The 19,019-nt window shown below is 39.3% G+C and carries 14 protein-coding genes and 1 pseudogene; 2 read left to right on the top strand and 13 right to left on the bottom strand.

Translation table 11 applies throughout. The features are described 5' to 3' along the window. Window positions 1–150: 150 nt before the first annotated feature. The 6 genes from CR205_RS13020 to CR205_RS20730 all read right to left on the bottom strand — a co-directional run bounded on the left by CR205_RS13020 (window position 151) and on the right by CR205_RS20730 (window position 5,278). Entirely contained in the window at window positions 151–1,638 is a 1,488-nt protein-coding gene (locus tag CR205_RS13020; protein ID WP_161524776.1) for a recombinase family protein, read from the bottom strand. After that, window positions 1,628–1,768: a hypothetical protein gene (locus CR205_RS20290; RefSeq protein WP_161524775.1), complete on the bottom strand. Its 141-nt coding sequence runs from the start codon at window positions 1,766–1,768 to the stop codon at window positions 1,628–1,630. The genes CR205_RS13020 and CR205_RS20290 overlap by 11 nt, the downstream gene beginning before the upstream one ends. Before the next feature lie 254 nt (window positions 1,769–2,022). Beyond that, entirely contained in the window at window positions 2,023–3,507 is a 1,485-nt protein-coding gene (locus CR205_RS13015) for a recombinase family protein (protein WP_161524774.1), read from the bottom strand. Continuing rightward, entirely contained in the window at window positions 3,473–4,921 is a 1,449-nt protein-coding gene (locus CR205_RS13010; RefSeq protein WP_161524773.1) for a recombinase family protein, read from the bottom strand. Before CR205_RS13010 ends, CR205_RS13015 begins: the two co-directional genes overlap by 35 nt. After that, window positions 4,899–5,087, bottom strand: a complete 189-nt coding sequence (locus CR205_RS13005; protein ID WP_110520497.1) for a hypothetical protein — start codon at window positions 5,085–5,087, stop codon at window positions 4,899–4,901. Before CR205_RS13005 ends, CR205_RS13010 begins: the two co-directional genes overlap by 23 nt. A 56-nt stretch (window positions 5,088–5,143) precedes the next feature. Further along, a complete protein-coding gene (locus tag CR205_RS20730) occupies window positions 5,144–5,278 on the bottom strand; it encodes a hypothetical protein (RefSeq protein ID WP_268877423.1) in 135 nt (44 codons plus the stop codon). Window positions 5,279–6,467: 1,189 nt separating this feature from the next. On the opposite strand from CR205_RS20730, the gene CR205_RS13000 reads away from it, so the two are divergent. Then, the gene (locus CR205_RS13000) at window positions 6,468–7,070 is read left to right on the top strand and encodes a metallophosphoesterase family protein (RefSeq protein ID WP_236634823.1); all 603 of its coding nucleotides are present in this window, start codon (window positions 6,468–6,470) and stop codon (window positions 7,068–7,070) included. On the opposite strand, the gene CR205_RS12995 is transcribed toward CR205_RS13000, so the two are convergent. The 7 genes from CR205_RS12995 to CR205_RS12965 form a co-directional block, all read right to left on the bottom strand. Beyond that, entirely contained in the window at window positions 7,014–7,577 is a 564-nt protein-coding gene (locus tag CR205_RS12995; protein ID WP_110520493.1) for a hypothetical protein, read from the bottom strand. The two genes, CR205_RS13000 and CR205_RS12995, sit on opposite strands and share 57 nt — an antisense overlap. A gap of 551 nt (window positions 7,578–8,128) precedes the next feature. Then, on the bottom strand, window positions 8,129–10,657 hold the full coding sequence (gene cas3 / locus CR205_RS12990) for a CRISPR-associated helicase Cas3' (protein ID WP_161524772.1): 2,529 nt from the start codon (window positions 10,655–10,657) through the stop codon (window positions 8,129–8,131). 13 nt (window positions 10,658–10,670) lie between these two features. Continuing rightward, window positions 10,671–11,420, bottom strand: coding sequence for a type I-B CRISPR-associated protein Cas5b (cas5b, locus tag CR205_RS12985; protein WP_110520489.1), 750 nt, complete (start codon window positions 11,418–11,420; stop codon window positions 10,671–10,673). Between the two features lie 66 nt (window positions 11,421–11,486). Beyond that, entirely contained in the window at window positions 11,487–12,398 is a 912-nt protein-coding gene (locus CR205_RS12980; RefSeq protein ID WP_201745380.1) for a type I CRISPR-associated protein Cas7, read from the bottom strand. Further along, the gene (locus CR205_RS12975; protein WP_110520485.1) at window positions 12,391–14,265 is read right to left on the bottom strand and encodes a hypothetical protein; all 1,875 of its coding nucleotides are present in this window, start codon (window positions 14,263–14,265) and stop codon (window positions 12,391–12,393) included. Before CR205_RS12975 ends, CR205_RS12980 begins: the two co-directional genes overlap by 8 nt. A gap of 4 nt (window positions 14,266–14,269) precedes the next feature. Next, a complete protein-coding gene (locus CR205_RS12970; RefSeq protein WP_110520472.1) occupies window positions 14,270–14,974 on the bottom strand; it encodes a CRISPR-associated endoribonuclease Cas6 in 705 nt (234 codons plus the stop codon). Window positions 14,975–15,746: 772 nt separating this feature from the next. After that, complete coding sequence (locus CR205_RS12965) at window positions 15,747–16,565, bottom strand: proline dehydrogenase family protein (RefSeq protein WP_110520470.1); 819 nt, start codon at window positions 16,563–16,565, stop codon at window positions 15,747–15,749. Window positions 16,566–16,826: 261 nt separating this feature from the next. Between CR205_RS12965 and pruA the strand changes: the two are divergent. After that, a pseudogene (gene pruA / locus CR205_RS12960) lies at window positions 16,827–18,418 on the top strand (L-glutamate gamma-semialdehyde dehydrogenase). The last annotated feature ends 601 nt before the right edge of the window (window positions 18,419–19,019 follow it).

Below are 19,019 nucleotides of genomic sequence, written 5' to 3'. Positions count from 1 at the left end.
TTAAGTACATCATTGGGCATAGTCTACTGTATCCTTAACTATATTAACATAAATATCCAGAATCCGGTGCACCTATTCGACCTAATAATCATCCTGTGATAAACGAAGACCTTATCAGTCAAAACAAAAACACGAGCTTCAGCCCGTGTTTTAGGATGCTTTATTTTGTTCCGGTTCCGAGAACCTGAAGTGAATTACCGGGGTGCCATCTTCTTTAACTACAACTTCGTCCACAATCCGGTGTACGATATCCGTAGCGTTAGCACCTGAGAAAAGAAAACCGATAAAATCTTCTTTGATATCATGCAAGTCGATTTTATGCTCTGTTTGACAGTTTTCGAGACGCTCAAGTTCTTCTTCAAGAGCGGAGACTTCCTCTTTGGCTTTAGCATTCGCGGCTTGGAAAGTTACACTGTCCAGCACCCCATCTGCCAGCAATGTAGCAAACTTAACCATACGTTTCTGGATAACTTCAATCTTTTCTTTCATCTTATGGATGTCTTTTTCAGTCTGGGAGCTGGCACTTTGTACTTTCACTATTAGATTCTTTTTGATAGTGATTTTATCCAATGCAGAAGTGTATGTGTGAAAATGGGCTTTGATAGCAGCTACAAGCTCTTCTTCTTTGACTTTGTGTGAAGAACAGTACTCCCTGCCTCTTTTGGAATACGTCCCGCACACATACCCTTTCCTGTTCTCACGGTACCACATTGCTCCACCACAATCAGCACATTTGGCAATCCGGCTGAACATTCTCTTCCTCGGTGGCGTTGTATTTCTCTTCCTTTTCTTCATCCGTTCCTGAACTTTAGCGAATACCTCTTTCGAGATAATAGCTTCATGGGCATTTTCTTTAATGAATTGTTCGCTTTCAGGAACCTGTCTTCTTTTCTTTGTTGTAATACTAATGGAAGTGGTCTGCCCTTGAATCTGAACACCCATATAATGTTTATTTTTCAGGATGCCCCTGACGGTCGTGTCTTTCCATTCCATTGTGGCATTGCTTCTATTATTCACCTGTGCAGGTGTGGGAACGCTCTCGGATGTTAACTCCTTTGCAATGCCGGCTGGACTTTTTCCATTAAGATAGTCATCAAAGATACGTTTAACCACTTCAGTCGAGAAGTCATTTTTTACGAATAGCTTCTGGTTTTCCAGCCGATAGCCGAAGGGAGGTGTGGAACTCATGTATATCCCCATTTTCATTCGGGTCTGATACGCATTCTTTATCTTCTCGCTTGTTTCTTCAGAAGCGTCCTGAGCTCTGTTTGCCTCAAAGCCAAATGACTTTCTCTTTCCTTCTAATGTGTTGACTGTATTATCAATAGTGACAATTTGGATACCTTTTTCTATACTTCTGTTCATAACTTTATGGGCAATTTCACAGTTCCTTGCCAACCGAGAAATATCTTTGAACAGGATAATATCAATCGCATGGTTTTCAATATCCTGAAGAAGTTCTTTCATTGCTTTATTGTATTTGGTCCCGGATTCCGTTTCCTGATATATTTTCTGGATTTCCCAGTCTGGTTTGTTTTCCACAAAGTCTTCGAACATTCTAACCTGTGTTTTCAGTGATGTTAGCTGCTGTACTCTGTCTGTCGATACTCTTACGAATGCTCCTACTCTATAGCTCATGGATACCGTTCCCCGCTCTCGTTTGTTTTGTTTTCTCTTTAACAAAGGCATCGACTTTTACATCAACAAGTTCCTTAAATACACTTTCGAATGTGTCCCCGTTTTCTCTGAATCGTGTTTCTGTTCTCATCTGTTTCTCCCCCGTAATTCTTATGTATGTATTGATTAAAAGTTCGATTTTTTGTCCATTATGAATAATAAAGTTTCGATTGTTTATCCATTATGGGATGGCATATTGGATAGAAAATCGAAGTGGTGATGAAAGGAAAGCCTTTGATTTCAAGGCTTTCAGGCGATTTCAGGACTTAAATATTCCTCAGAAACCGGAACCGGATTCTTTAAGTTCGATTTTTTGTCCATTTGGTTTCAGCACTTTTCGATTGTTTATCCAACTGGAGCCGTTACAGCCTGTACGGGATTCACCTTAAAAGTAACGTCCGCAGTAAACTCTTCCTGATTCACCCGGGTAACAACAATGTCCCTCAGGAACGTCAACATGAGAACCCGTTGCTCGGCCCGGGCAAACTCGTTCAGTTTCAAGTTTCTGAAGAGGGTCACGAAAGATTGAATCTCTTCCGGGTGTAACAGTGCCTGAATATCACTTTTGCACTGTTCCAGTTCTTTTACTTTTTCAACAAGGTTATTGAGTGCACCATCATATATGAAGGAAAGTGTTTTATCTTCCTTGCAGACGATTTCCTGGTTTATCTCAATTCGCTTGATTTCAAGTTCCAGAGATTGTTTCCTCTTGTTTAATTCATCATAGTAATTCTGGAGTTGCTGCTTCACCTGGTGCTCATTAAGCTTTAAGGATAGCGACATCTGTTTGCCGACTTTGTTTAAAAGTACCTCATTTACACGATTCATTTCGAGTTTGTATGAACACGATGTGCACTGGTAATAAAGATACTTGAAGCCTTTCGTCGAACCGTTACGCTGCTTAAGCCGATTCCCACACTTCCCGCATTTAAGAAGATTACTGAAAATAAATGGAGTTTCCATCTTTGTGTATTTCTTCTTTTTCATCTCAAGGATGACTTTGTTGATGCGGTTCAGTGCTTTGGGTACGATTCCTTGGTGGCTGCCTTTTCTCCTGCTGTCTTCATCCGGTCGTTTCTCAAATGACCACTTGAACTCGCCGCCTTTATAAATGTCATTGTCCAGTATTTTGTGTACAGAGCTTTCCTTCCATCTCTTGTTTGAAGAAGAGGGAATACCTGCATCATTCAATACTTTCGTAATCGTAGCAACACCATGTCCCCAGGAAAACAGAAAGTAAATGAGCCTCACAATTTCCGCCTTCTCTGTAGGTACCAGGTCTTTTTTCATTAGTTTGTAACCGAATGGTGCTCTGGAACCGGGATAGACACCGTTGTTCAAGTCGGTAATCTGTAAATCAATTGACCGTCTTGATTTCATACCCGAATCTGAGTTAGCAACAATCAATTCTAGTTTGACTTTTAAGTCATGGGGGTTCCACTCATCTATTTGCGTAGTGACATAAAACTTCATGTCCGGCTTTTTGGCAACAACATCGTTGTAAAATTCCGTCACAAACGAATACCCTGTTCTGTCCATTCTTGAAGTATCGTAGAAGAAGACGCCGTCAACCTCGTTTTCAAGAATTACTTTTTTCATTTTCTGAAGGCCTGACCTTTTTCCGGCTTTCTTTTTGTAAGCACTCACACCATCGTCACTGAAGAAGTATGCTTCCGGAATTTCAAATCCGTTCCTGGAAGCAAAGTCCTTGATTGCGAGTGCCTGCGTTTTTAGTGAGTCACTATCATCCTGGGAAGAGTCCTTGGAACGTCGCAGGCACGCCACGCCAATTTTTTTAGGCTCCTTGCTGTTCTGTTGATTGGTTGTCATGTAGAATCTTCCTTTCCAACTCCTGAATATCCAGAAACTCATTGTAATAAAAGTCCATCTCTGCAACTTCGTGAAACATGTAGCAGTCCTTTATGAGATGGGGGACCATAAACGCGACTTCTTCCTTACTCACAAGATTGGACACTTTCTTAACAATGTATTGAAGGTTAACCTTGTGATTCTCGAGTAAAAGAAGTTCATCCCGAATGTCTTTCCGTCTGTCTTTCGCATCCATCAGCTTTGTAAGTGCACTGTTTCTACGGTTCCTGGAAGCCATTGCTTCTTCAGGTGATAAAGCAGCGATGTCATATTGAAGCGTTTCGATAGTATTGCTGATTTCGTGAATCAGGTTTTCATGTAGCTCTCTCTGTTTATCTATAAGCTTGTATGCCTTATTCTTAATTTTTCCAAGTTGCAAGGATGCCACCATCTGCTGAGCATTATGGAGAAGCATCCTGTTATAATCCTGCACTTCTAATTCAACTTTCTTACTCTTGCAGGAACAGGAAAATATCCCGCTGTCACCAACCTTACTCCGCTTGTATTTCATTTCATCCCGGCAGTAACCGCACTTCGGGTTCAGAATGACTTCGTCCTTACGGGCATCGAGGTTTTCTCTAATAACGCTTTGAAAGGAATCAATCACTTCGTGTGCTTTCTGAAAGTCTTCAATGGTTACTATCTGCTCGACATGACTGAGTCGGTTGAAGTGTTCCCCATACCTTTCACAACCGCAGTAGAAGGGGTCAAACAAAATGCGCGCCACATCTTCCGCCCCCTTCTTTAATAAATAGGCCTGATTGATAAGGAGTTCCGCGTAGTCTCTGTGTCCTTCGACTTTCTGTGCTTCAGAGAAAAGAGCTTGAAGTTTTACTTTTTCCTTCGTTTTTGCTGTGTAACTCTTATGTCCATTGTCGTCTTTGTGTACCTCAAAACCATATTTCCTTGAGGGAAACTTACGGTTTCTGTCTCTGGACCGTCGTGCAATTCCTTGTCCTTCTTCCTCAATCAGGATGGCACTGAATCCTTCAATCAACAGGTCGTTATTGAACGGCATATAACCCGCATCCTCGGTGGTAAACGTAACTTTAACATTGTGCTCCCTGAACAGGTCTATTAGTTCAAGGTACTCAAAAAATTTACGAGTCAATCGGGTTCTGTCGTACACATACAGCCTTTCAACCTGATTTGATTTAATCATGCCAATCAGCTTAACCATTTTTTCACGGTCCGGAATATGGAGTTTGTTTGCAGAAACCCCTTTTTCATTGAGAACAACATAATCTTCCTCATGAAGTTTCTCACGATACTTTTTATCAGCTGCTATCTGCATGGCCAGATTCTGCTGCTCACTGCTTACCCTTCTTAAAAATACGGTCAGCTTATGTTTCTTACCTGGTTTCATCCATCTCATTGAACTCATCCTTTTCTTTAAGTTGTGTGCTTGTCAGTAACGCCTGCTGTTTTATGGGGAGATTAAGCAAATGGAGTATCTGCTTTTCTACCAGTCTCTCAATCCACTTACCACCCAGCTCATTATCCTCTTCTACTACTGTTACCTTCCGTACTTTGAATTCCATTCGAGTCACCTCCGGGTTTTAACATCATATTTGCCCGGAAGCGAGGGTGATATACTTTACTCTTTTTCTTCAGACTCAATATTCAGTCTGACTTGATGGCTATTCATGTCAGTGTCCACGTCATCGCGCTTAATCACTGCACGGTATGTTTGTCTGCCTGGTACTCCCAGCCGGTCTAAAATGTCACTCATCCTAAATCCCTGCCTCTCTGTTTATTCATGTTCCAGAATCGGTCAAGTACTTCAGAGGAAACACCATGTTTTCTGAATGACCTTTCCAGCTGCTGCCTCTTAAGTGAATGAATGTGCTCTTCCATGGCTTCTCACCTCACTTCTCTGGCCTCCGCGGAACCCGCCGGCAACTGATTGAATTCTTCTCTCTGTATTGGTCCGGACTTTTTCAGCCGGATGATTATGTAAGCAGTACATTGTGTAACCTCTCTTTCGAATACTTCGCCAAGCTCGGTAATCATATTTTAAGTTGGTGTTTCTCGTATTTGTTAAAAAATCAAGAATATATTTTTCTAACGCCTCAACAGTTTTGCCAATATTCCGACTACTAATGTCACTTCTTCCCGTTAGCCGGCCTGTTCCCCCAGCCTAAAAAGTTTCGCTATAGGATAATACTTATAAAATCATCGGCAGCCTTTTCTCAAATGGTCAGATTTTATTGAAAAGCTTCCGCTGTTTTACATTGTTTGCTTGCTGCCTGGCTGGTTCATCACGCTAGTAACTCTACTTTACAAGGCAAGTCCTCATCTATGTGATATTCTCGGATTTTTTTCTCAAACGGGTCAGGTTTTATTGAATGTCTTCCGCTGTTTCACATTGTTCGTTTGCTGCTGAATGGTTCCCCGAGGCCTGCTATTAAATTTTATATTGGAGAAGTTCGCTTGTGTTAAAAAAGCGGATTTTTATTTTCTCAAACGGTCAGGTTTTATTGAAAGGCTTCCGCTGTTTCACATTGTTCGTTTGCTGCTGAATGGTTCCCCGAGGCCTGGTATTAAATTTTATATTGAAGAAGTTCGCTTATGTTAAAAAAGCGGATTTTTATTTTCTCAAACAGTCAAGTTTTTTTGAAAATCTCTCCCACGCATCACAAATTCGTTTGCTGGTGTCCGGTTCCCCGGGCTCAACAATGACTATAATAAACCCCGCACATAAGCTTTTGTTAAATTTCTCGATTTATTTTTGGAGATTTTTAAAGAAATATATATTAGAGAAAATAAATAGGAGTTTTACTTACAGAGGGTAAATTGTTGTGTACAATGGAGTGTTCTCTGTGGCTAAAATCTTATCTCAAGTAACACTTGGATAATTATGTTAGTATTTAGTAAACTATATAATTTCACCCGCACGTTTACAGATTATGAAAGTGGGAGTGAACCACCTTAAGAAGATTGCAGCCATATACGACATTCACGGTAATAACTTTGCCCTTCAAGCTGTACTAAGGGAAATTAGAGAAGAGAATGCGGATGTTGTTGTAGTTGGGGGCGATGTGGTCTGGGGGCCTCAGCCTCGGGAAGTGATGGAGACGCTCATGCAAGATAGAGCAGGTTTCTTCTATATAATGGGAAACGCGGATAGAGAAGTCGTTCATCGCCACAGCACTGAAGACGGTTGCCCGGATTTCGTTGCTGAAATGAACGCCTGGTGTGCTGACCAGCTCACTAAGAACCAGGTCAACTTCCTGAAACAATTACCTGAATCCAAACGCCTCTCTGTTGAAGGTCTCGGAAACATCTTGTTCATCCATGGTTCCCCTCGAAGTGATGAGGAAGCAATCAGAGTTCAAACCGAGGAAAGTAAAATAGAAGAAATGATAAAAGACACACGGGAAGATATCATCGTATGCGGCCACACTCACATTCAGTTCGACCGTTCAGTGGCTGGCAAGAGAATCGTCAACGCAGGAAGTGTTGGTTTACAGAGTAAAGCAAACGGTGCCTGCTGGCCGCTTTCCGATGAGTCGTTCTTTTAGTTCATCCATCATCTCTCTCATTTTTTCCTTTGTGAGTGGCGAGAGCAAAGGAAAACCAACATATTGATATCGAATGGTTGAGAACTTCTCTGTTTCTAACTCCGATAAGTCTTCAGGAAGTTCGTAATGGTTCACGAATTCCTCAATTTTTTCGGCTGTTAGTTGGAACCCCTTCCCAAACTCCACTGTGACGTTTAAGTCTGAAAATTCTTCTTCCAATGCCTTTTTCGTGTCTAGGTAAATTTCTTTATCCCGGTCCTCTCCGTTAACCTTACTGTTTAGTACGGAATAGAAATGTCTGTTAGTACTCCACAGGTGCATCTCGCGGCTTTCTCGATTACTTCCCTTCTCACTGTAATTTGTCTTAAAGTTATCCATCAGAAAACCCTTTATCCGTTCTAAGTCTTCGTCCGGACCCCAAAAATAGAAGTATTGATAAGTTTCAAACCCCAGTCCTCCTTTGGAATCTCTTTTGTATCCACTCAGCTCGCGGTAGTTAATTTTCATTTCAGAACACATCCTTCTATGTTTTTTTGTTTCCCAATTATTTTAAAATGATATTGTTTATTTTGTGAAAACAATAAGAAAAGGTTAGCACATTTACATATGCCAACCTTCAAATACCTATTGTTATTTATACTTTCCGTGCGCATGAACGTAATCGGCGATAAACCCCTGATTGTTAAAGTTAAACCCGGTGTTTTGGTTCTTCGTGTCCATGTGGTCGAGTTTAAATACAATCCTTGTTAAAGTTAAACATATCGTAGCGACATTTAACGGAGGACTGATTGGGTTTAAATACAACCTTTTTTAAAGTTTAACTTGGTGTTAAAGAAGTAGCCGATGTAACTGTAATGTTTAAATACATCCCTTGTTAAAGTTAAACGAGTTGGACAGGCTTTCATTCGTATCATTACACGGTTTAAATACAACACTTGTTAAAGTTAAACGCCGAGTAAATCAACGTTCTTAGTTTATTGTATCACTACAGATGCTATAACCCTTTAAATGAAAGGTTTTTCAATTATTTTTCTATCTTCTTTCACACCATGATTAAATTAGCTAAAATCCTCTATAAACATACTTTTATTAAATGATTTGGCACTAAATTCAGGGACGGAGCGCATGTACTTTTCTCCATCCTCTAAATAATACATACCACCTTCCATTGGCAGTGCTTCGTAATTTACTTTTCTCTCCCGCTTTTCCATTACAAAGTTGAATAAATAATTCGCCATATCTTCTCTGAGCATTTCTAACTTCATTGTTCGCGCAGCAAAATCCTTTTCGAATTCTAATATTCTTTTATATTCTTCCCAAACATCTTTCCCTCTTACACCTTCGCATTCGTAATCAACGAACATTTGCACTTGTTCCTGTTCAATTAGAGTCATTTTCTTGCGAACGCCCTCAAAATCCGTAGCATTAACAAGTTCTGCGACCTCATCGTCTATCCCAAGGTTGTCAAAAACGCGATTGTAGTACCCGAAATAATTCTTGTTTTCAAAAATCTCCAATGCCTCTTTAGGTTTAGTCGCAAAAGTCAAAGTCAACCTAACATCACCTCTGTAGACTACCCTGGGCTCCACGTAATATATCAAATACATAACACCAGACTCTATCATTTTTGAGTTCCGGTTAATCCGACCGCCGAACTGTTCTTCGGAGTCCAAAATCGATATATTTTTAATTCCTACCTCCATATCAATATCGACGCCAGCTTCAACCACCTGCGTGGTCACAACAATCAACGTTTTACCTTCTTTATTATAATTTTTGATGTACTCTAATAGCTTTCTCCTATAGTACTTTGTGTCATCACCATCGAGCTTCAGAACCTCGTATTCGTTGTTGATATCCTTCAATGAGTCAAATACTTTCTTAGCAGTATCCTTTGTAATCATTTCTAAGAGTATCTTCTTCCCTAGATTTTTTCCGATTATGCTGTGTATGGAATCCATTGCTTCCCCTTGACTCAAAGGTTCTTTCGTAAGGAATTCATCATTTAACTTCACTCTTTTTTTAAAACATGCGTGCATATAGTATTTCCGTGAGTTTGGTGTAAGATTTGCCGTACTTAAACCCGTTCCAGGTACCAACCTGTCTAAAGGGGGCAGCGTCGCAGACATAATAATAACCTTCCAATTAAATACTTCTGCATATCTATCAAAAAACCGTATCATTTCCCTCCAGACTTTTGGTGCGTAGGACTGCACTTCATCAAGAATAATAACGGCATCTTTTAGATGCGGGAGTTTTAAATGAGCATCTCTACTCGTTCCAAAAATCATGTTAAAAAAATTCACATGACTGGTAATTGAAAAAGGGAATCGAATCATTTGTTTATCGAATAACCCTTTTTTATAATCCGAATAATTGAGTTTTCTTTCTTTCACATCATTCTTATCGAACGTAGATGTTGTAGAGTTCAACACTTGTAATTTTAAGTGCGTCCGTTGCTGAGGTAGATGTTCTTCTAGTGATTCTTGTGTCTGGTCCATCAATGTATTAAAAGGAAAAACGTACTGTATCCTTTTCTTCTTTTCCTCTTTGCATATCTTCAAAGCCAAACCGTAAGAAACATTTGTCTTACCTCCGCCTGTAGGCGCTTCCACAAACAAGATATTTTTATCTCTGTTCTTTTCATAGTTGTCTTGAACATCCCAAAACAAAGCTGTTCGAACTTCATTCATACTGGATTTTTCGTTAAATCCTTTCCCCCTACCGCTTTCTATTTTCTTATAAAGTTCACTGCTTTTGTATGTCGAAAGCAAATTTTCTACATCTTCATTGCTCAGTTTTTTCAGGCCAAATTTTTCGTTATCGAGAGCCATGTATGTGTGCGTAGCATAATAATCGGAAGTAACAAGCAACGAATATACGGACTTAAGGAAAATAAAATAATCCAATGTTTCATTTGTATCCAGCTTCAAAGAGTTCTGAAACTTTCTTTTCAAAGCCTTTACATCGAAGGCTTCAAATTCGTTACCCATCATTACATTTTTAAAGAATATTGGTTTTTGGTGCAATCGTGCTATTGTGTTCTCAAGTTCAAAATAAAGTTCATTATCAATTTTCTTAAAAGAGCCGTGATGTTTGCTAATTACGAAACACAGGTCATAAACGATTCGAAAGAGAACCTTTTTTTTCTTCTTATCTTCATACCTTTCATCTATTTTTCTTAAATTTCTACAAAGAAAAAAAGCGCAGGAATATATCGAATGTTCACTGCCTAGTTCTCGTACGAGTTCTTTATAATCATTTTCGAATAAAGTATTGTTCATTTTCTCGAACTGAAAGATAGGATTAATTTTACCTACATCATGCATAGCCACAGCCTCATTTGCAACTTCCATCACAAATTCAACATCTTCCTTATCCAACGTGTAAACGCCAACCGACTTACTTTTAAACACACTACCTTGCAGTAACTTTCTTAGGGATTTCTCCATACCTTCTTCTAGGAAAAGGTTATAATAATACATCACCAGGTCAGTGTGTTCTTTTAAAGTCTCTTTACTTCGCCCAACCTCCGAAGAAGTGTGGGCGAAGTACGAACCTTCGTTCATAATTAGTTTATCTATCATCATTCCCTCTCCCCTAAACGAACATCACCTGTTTTCCAGTTTCACCGCACACATAGCGTTCGACATTAATTTCTGCATCTGTATACGCCATCTGCGAATGCACGTAGTTACCATTTTCTTTACTTAGTTTAACCGGCAATTGTTCCTTGAGAAAGTAATCCATTTCATCTTCTTGTTCTAAAATGTCTTCTTCTATTCCCTCTGCCAACTCGAATAACGAATCTATCTTACCACTAGATGCAATAGATAGGTCTGACACCACAACTTCACTTATAGTTGCCGGATGGTCGTTTTTGCCAATGTAAGGGATGAAAACAGCTTTTTTGTTCGTGAATTTATCGATTATTCGATTTTCCACATCTTCCTCAGCCGAACCATCAAGCAAAATATATATAGTCCAGCTTGGATTTCGCAGCCATTGTTCCTTTACCATCAATGTCCCATCCGAATTAGAGAAATTTGTAGTATCTGTAAAGTTCGACTCATCTTTTGTAAACGAATCGTATTCCACATTAGGGACAATCCCAACCTTAAGGCTCTTTAGTTTGTCGTAAAACTCCGGAAAGTAGGTTACCTCCTCTCCCAGCCTTCTTCTTAGACTATGAATGTTATAACCTTCGTACCCACAAACAGCTCCAATAATGCCTAATACAGCTACTTTATGGATATGATTGTATGTGAAATGTCTTCCTTTCCCACTTCGGATATCCGGCCTTTTCAGCATCCCAAATTCACTGGTTAATTCAAACAATAATGCTCTCATATCAATTACTCCTTATGGTAAGTAGGCACGACAAGGCCATTTTGCCCGTCGTGCCAACAAATAGATTTATAAGTCTGTAAAGATGTTTTTCTCCGTGAAGTTTTCTGTGCCCCTAACTTCAATCTTATAAGGGTTGTAATAAAGAACAATGTCTTCGATTTCTCCTTCAACCTCTTTTAGTCTTTCGGAGATTTTAGTAAAATCATATTCTACTTTATCACCTAGCCTGCTGAATACGACCATATTGTCGATAGGTTCGAGGTACATTTCAGACCCTTCTTTCAGCTCAACAAAAAGTCCGAATTCATTGTAACATCCTGCTTTAGAGGAACTGTTAAGATGCGTTGCTCCTCTAAGAGCACCCTTTTTAAATTTCTCGTACACTTCCACTGTATATGGGTTCTCAATGTCCAATAGTTCCTCATATACTTCATACGCCGATGGATTAATCGAGAATGGATAAACGTAATGCCCCTCTGATAGCATTACTTGTTTCCCGATACTCGATTGCCCCTTTTCATCATCGCTTGGAAATGGCGATAGGATATCCTGCACCTCTACTTGGCCTTCATCATCAACGTTGAATCCTTGTCCAATTTGTACCGCTCCTGTAATGGAGGTATTTAACTCAGCAGTTGCAAACGTGCAGCCGAAGTTAACAACATCCACTGCCCCAAATAGCGACCTGAGCACGTTTTTCGGTGGCGTTTTTTTACTTAAGTTTTCACCGAACATTCTTTCATATGACTGCTTAAGCGACATCGGACTTAGCTCATCCTTTTTCTTTTCTGTGTACCTCTTGTAGTAAAGGACCTTTTCTCCGCTTTTTTCCCAGTAATGTTTAATGGCGTATCCCGCAGCTTTGTCACTTCCATAAATTCTACCGTCACTCGTCTGTTTGGGAGCGCCATGGAAACCAGCATTCCAATTTGCCATTTTTGCACCAACACCTAAAAGTCCGTATACTCGTCTATTCACTATCCGTTTCCCCCTCTTTTTTTGTTCCGTGCCAAAAGATGTTATTCACCATGGTTCCGACAATAAGTGCTTCTTTGTAATTTTCAGTCATGCGCTTCTTGTCATCGATACCGTAAGCTAAAACTCGACTAAAGATGCCTTTAAACTTTTGGTGATGAATGCTGATTCGATGTTGGTACGTTTCAAAAAGAGTTCTCAAAGCCGTTTTTACCTGACTTGCGTTACTTGCACGAATCACATTCTCTAACATCGAGTAATCCTTATTTTTACTTTTTGACAAGGATACAAGATAATACGCCAGTTGCCCTGCGTAATAATAAAATTCCTCCTCCGATTCAAGCTTAAATTCACTGCTGTCCTCTCGTGAGGCGAAATCTTTTTCCAGTATCTTTTCCACTTCCGAGCAACCCCCTTCAATATCCACGCTTTTTCTTACTGCTAAAACAAAATGGTAGAATTCCACAGCATTTAGTTTATCTTTCATTTGCTTACTCGCATGAAACTTGGATATCTTTCTTTCCAGCAATGGTACGGTAATTGACCTTAAATACTTTCCGACGTTTCGTTTGTCACCTTTATAAATATAATCATAGATGACCTGACTACCTTGTCTATAAAACTGCTCCAGCAAGCTTTCACCCTTAAACGGCCTCGAAATTTCCTTTGAATCCGTTTCCAACCAGTGGAGATTGTAATTAGGGGACAACCCGAAGATATTCTGTCTTAATTCCAGTTCAAGACTCTTTCTGTTTTTAATCGTTTTACTCTTGAACCAGCTTACAGCTAATACGTTCTTCACATTGATAACATCGATGTCTTCCCATTTGATACGACCATTATTATCGTAGTATTCGATGGATTTATCTTGCCCTCTCTTGTAGACATAAGTTATTCCGGGCGTAATTTCATCGATGCTATCTCTGGTATTTTTTGCTTCTCCTTCGTAAGAGATTTTTAAAGAATTATTGCCAGCGACATCAAGATATTGCATAAGTCTCAACTGGAAATCAACTTCATCGAACGTAAGGTACTGACTTATACCACCCATACGAGTTTGCTCTTTAAAGAATGGTTTTTTACTATTCAACGTGTAATCTAAAAGGGGAATTCCCATTACCTTTCCCTCAACCACCCTGTTGAACTCATTACTAGGGAACAGTTTCTGAACGTTGTACCACTCTCTTTCCCATTCATAGATGTCTTTGTCTTTAAATGTGCCATGGTCATCAAAATCAAGGTAAAAACTAACGTATGTTTTATCCACTCCGTAATCAGCGACTACTTCGAGTAGGTCGTCCCACTCTCGGTTCCAGAAATCAACAGCAACTTGAAGGGTATTTCTTCGGTATTCGCTATGCAAATATTCTTTTAGATAAGCGAATCGCTCGTAATACTCCATTTTTCTTTCGTTCGCTTTTTTAACAAAAGACAGGACACCATCATTCTTAAAGAACTCCTGTTCGATTTTTTCCGGTGTCTTATATACTTCCCATACCTTGTTGGATAAATGTTCTCTAACCCCCTCCTGTTCGTATGTCTCTTTCTTCATCGAAAGGGAAAGAACATGCGTTGAATAGAACTTTTTCTTTGGCGTATCCAGTGCTTTGTTTCCATCATCCTTAATGACACGAGACTGAATATCTTTGCCATACACCCATTCAATGAGTTCATTTTTCTCTACAACATCACTTTCATCAACCTTATTCTTATCAACAAAAAAGAGTTGCCTATTAATTTCACTCCTTTGTTCTTGAACGGTCTGGTAAGGGTTCAATTTAACATAAAAACCATTTCTCCAACTGTATTGATGTATAGACCCATTGCTAACCTTATCGTTCAATCTAAACGCACTCACTAAGTCCAACATCTCATTAAGCCCTCCTTATCGTCTCCGAGAACCCAGCTCCCAGAACCGATGATTTTTCCCCGAGACCCGCTGAGACAACGTAATCTCTAATTTGTTTTGAGAATAAATCATCATTAAAGTAAACTTCAACTTTATTGGCCAAAACCTTCCTGCCTTTGTAGTTGTAATAGGTTGGTTTGTTATTCAATATTTTTACTTCCTTAATAAAATCATGGTTCACTTCCTTCGCTCCAATGAATTGCTTGAATCGATTTGAAACATTATTCGTCAGCAGTTTTTTGATATCTTCTTTTGCATCGTAAGCTTTCCAGTACTTACTCCCAGGTTTTCCGAGAGTAATAACAAATGGGGTTAGTGTTCTAACGGCGTTTACCGTACCATTAGGTACTCTCGATTCTTCAATTCCTAATGTGACAATAAGTTCATCCTGGAAATCAGTTAGGAGTTCTGCCATCCTATTTAGGAACCCCTCTCTAGCACTCCTGATTCTAAAAGTGTAACCTGTCCCAGATTTATAAACACCATCACTCTCCGTCGGATAAAGGTGACTATATACATAGTGCTTCACTTTGTTAACTCTATGCTCTTTTTTCAACTGAGAGTCGGCTAGCATGGCTCGGTGTAAGTACGCTCCGATTCTTTGCCCAATATTTTTGAAAGGCACATCCTCCTTTAAGATGAGCGTTATTTTCAGCTCTTTAATATCCACGTGAATCCCCCATTTCATTTTTGTAGAAAAGGCAACTATAATTTATTTTTTAAAGGCCATTACTAAATGAATATCTTTGACTTACTCAAAGGTTAACAGGTAGTTTTTTCCTAGTCAATGCTTATTTTCAGAAAATAAAAAAAACAAACTCTGAAAGGAGTTTGTCTAATACCGTACGTCACGCTACATCATATGTAAAAGTTGTTTATTGCTAGATGAACATCTTTTTTAAATACACCACATGCAAAAGTTAAACAAAATTCAGTGTGACTAAGTCCGCTTCCCCGAAAAATTTAAATACAACCCTTATTAAAGTTAAACTAGACCCTTAAAACATGGTGGGGGGCGTCTTCCAGTTTAAATACAACTATTGCTAAAGTTATGTCACCACAGTGTTCTACTCACCACACCCAGACGATTTTAAATACAACATTTGTTAAAGTTAACACGTTCGACATTAACATGGCTATGGCTAAAAGCTCGTTTAAATACAACGATTGCTAAAGTTATTTTGTCACCATGTTCTACAGCCCGCACCCAGACGATTTTAAATACAACATTTGTTAAAGTTAAAACTGAGTAAATGAGGTCTATGTTTAATATATCATGCTAAAATCCCTGATACAAAGAATTCTATCTCACTTTTCTAACCTTTTAACTCCCATCTATAAATTTTCATAACAACATTTTAGCCGTTTCTCTATCTTCAATTAGATAAAATTATATCGATACTGCTTTTGTCGCTTTGTATTTCTGCGTTATAGAAAAAGATTTATCTTTTGAACATTGACTTTACAACGAAACCAACATTATCCGGTCTCTCAGCTAACCGCCTCATAAAGTAACCCCACCAGTCTTCATCATACGGGATATACACTCGTACCTTAAAACCCTCTTCGACCAGTTTTTCCTGCAACTCTTTCCTGATACCATAAAGCATTTGGAACTCAAATTTATCTCTTACTATCTCTTCCCTCTCCACAAACCCCTTTATTTCCTCTATGGATTTTTCATCATGTGTAGCTACGGCAGCATAGTTCCCATTAATCATATGTTTCTTAATATTATTAAGGAAGTTCTTATCAACGTCAAATTTTTCGGAGAAGGACACCTCTTGTGACTCCTTGTATGCCCCTTTACACAATCGTAGGTTCGCACTTACTTCATCAAGGATTTCTACGTCTTTTCCTGTTTTATAAAGGGAAGCCTGCAATACAAGACCAACGTGACCCGGAAACTCTTCCACGAGTTTTCTATAGATGTCAATCGTTTTTTGGTTTCTTACGTATTCCTCCATATCGATTCGAACAAAATTGTTATACATTCTGGCTTTTCCTACGATTTCTCTCATGTTTTCAAGGCAAAACTCTTCATCGATGTCCAGCCCAAGAGATGTTAGTTTTAACGACATATTCAAATCTACACCGGATATATGTATTTCTTTTAACGTATCCAGGCAGTGTGCTTCTTTAGAATCTACGAACTCACCAAGATGGTCTACCGTGCAAACCAACCCTTTATCATTAAGGTCTTTTACTGACCTCATCGCATCAGATATTTGTTCACCCGCAACAACCTTCTTTGCCCCCATTTTTAAACCAAACTTCTCGCTCCCTTTGTTATTACTTTGTTAGAAGACATAAACAAGAAAAAGTTACTCAATACCTTCTCCACAAAAATCACCCCTTAACATTAAATTTTTCGATTGAATAAATCGCCATTCCATATTTCTTTATTTGTAAACGCTTTCCTTTTCGCCTCTACAACACTAATACCTCACAACAAGGAAAAAAAAATCAAAAAAAAGTATAGAAAACGATTACAGCAAACATTCTAGATTGGAGACGATACTATGAGAAGACACCTATCCACATTCAAAAACGAACCCTTTATGAATTTTGATAACCAAAAAACCAAGCAAGAGTTACTTACCGAGTTAGAAAAAGCAAAAGACAACCTCGGCAAAAAGTATCCACTTATCATTAATGGCGAACGAATTTATACAGATGAAACACTGGTTTCTCGTAACCCAGGAAACCATAGTGAGGTCGTTGGTTATGTGTAGTAAAGCAGACAAAGAACAAGCAGAATCGGCTATTCAAACGGCTCACCAAATCTTCGATTATTGGAAGCGAGTTCCTGCTAAGTAGCGAGCAGAAATTGTTTTCAACGCTGCCAAGAAGATGCGTGAACGAAAACACGAATTCACTGCTGGTTTAGTCTACGAATCGGGCAAAAACTGGCGAGAAGCGGACACACCGCAGAAGCCATCGACTTTATGGAATGGAGTATTATGCCCTACAGCTACTCGACATGTCTGAAGGAGTTCCTCTAACTAAAATCAATCCGGACGTAGACCCTGAACTCTATAACCCTTTTGCGCCAGAGGACAACAAACTACAATACATTCCACTAGGAGTCGGTATTTGCATTCCACCTTGGAACTTCCCATTGGCAATTCTAGCCGGAATGACGACAGCAGCCCTAATTACCGGAAATACCGTTGGTCTCAAGCCATCCGAACTGACCTCCGTTATTGGATATAAGTTTGTAGAGTTAATGGAAGAGTGCGGACTGCCTAAAGGCGTAATTAACTTCTTACCGGGAGTTGGAAGCGAGATTGGGGATTACCTTGTTGACCACAAACTAACTCGATTCGTTAGTTTTACAGGGTCTCTCCAAGTCGGAGAACGTATTTATGAAAGAGATGCTAAGACTCAACCAGGTCAGATTTGGCTTAAGCGTGTCATCGCTGAGATGGGTGGCAAAGATGGTATCGTAGTTGACGAGACCGCCGACCTCGACCAAGCGGCGAGAGACATCGTTACTTCTGCTTTTGGTTTCCAAGGACAAAAGTGTTCAGCTGGTTCCCAAGCCATTATCGTCGAGGATATTTACGATGAAGTCGTAGAAAAAGTTGTTGAATTAACCAGGGAGTTAAAAGTTGGTTCTCAAATCAACAACCACGTAGTCGGTCGTGTCAGCGACAAAAAAGCTTTTAATAAGATTATGGATTATATAAATGTAGGAAAATCCGAAGGGGAACTTCTTGTAGGCGGAACCGGGGATGACTCAAAAGGTTACTTTATTCAACCAACTGTGTTCAAGGACGTTAATGAAAATGCTCGCATTTTTCAAGAAGAGATTTTTGGCCCTGTTCTCGCCCTTACGAAGGCGAAGGATTACAAACACGGAATTCAACTTTACAACAATACAGACTATGGCTTAACCGGGGCTTTCCATTCCAAAAATGAAAAGAGAATACAGGAAGCCCTAGAAGATATGCATTGCGGGAACCTTTACATTAATAAAAAATGCACAGGCGCTCTTGTTGGCGTACACCCATTCGGAGGATTCAACATGTCCGGGACAGACTCTAAAGCTGGTGGCCCCGATTATCTCCTTCACTTCACACAGCCTAAGATGACTTCCAGAAAAATATAGAACAAAAAACCACCCTAGCATTTTACTGAGGGTGGTTTTTATGTTATTAACACAACACTTGTTAAAGTTAAACCGACTGGCGGTTCAAGCCAACAAAGGAACTTACAGTTTTAAATACAACACTTGTTAAAGTTGAGCTGTTCACGACCGTGAAACAGGGTAAAACGACCATGGAATTTAAATACAACACTTGTTAAAGTTAAACAAGACAAAGAGACAATCTATATTGACAAGTTTAAATACAACCATTGTTAAAGTTAAACATGGGCCTCGTTAGAGCAGCGGAGGACATCGCTCGATAGTTTAAATACAACACTTGTTAAAATTAAACGCACCAAGGTCTTCCTATTCTGGGAAACGTACGAGTTTAAATACAACACTTGTTAAAGCTAAACGCCTATTAAATCAAGTTTCATTTTATTATATCACGCTGAAACAACTCATACAAAAGGATTTCGTTTGTTATTCTCTAACCGGTCGATGGAATTTCAATTTTCATACAGAAAACCATGTATCCATTGACTCCTTAACCTTCGCAGAAAATAAATGTTATTTGGAGGTTAGAAAATCATCGTTCCTAAAAAAATGTGATTTATTAAAC

Origin of the sequence: Alteribacter lacisalsi (assembly GCF_003226345.1) — a bacterium.
In the GTDB taxonomy this organism is placed as follows: Bacteria; Bacillota; Bacilli; order Bacillales; family Salisediminibacteriaceae; genus Alteribacter; species Alteribacter lacisalsi.
The sequence above is the reverse complement of the archived record's forward strand: the minus strand, read 5'-3'. Positions and strand labels throughout refer to the sequence as shown.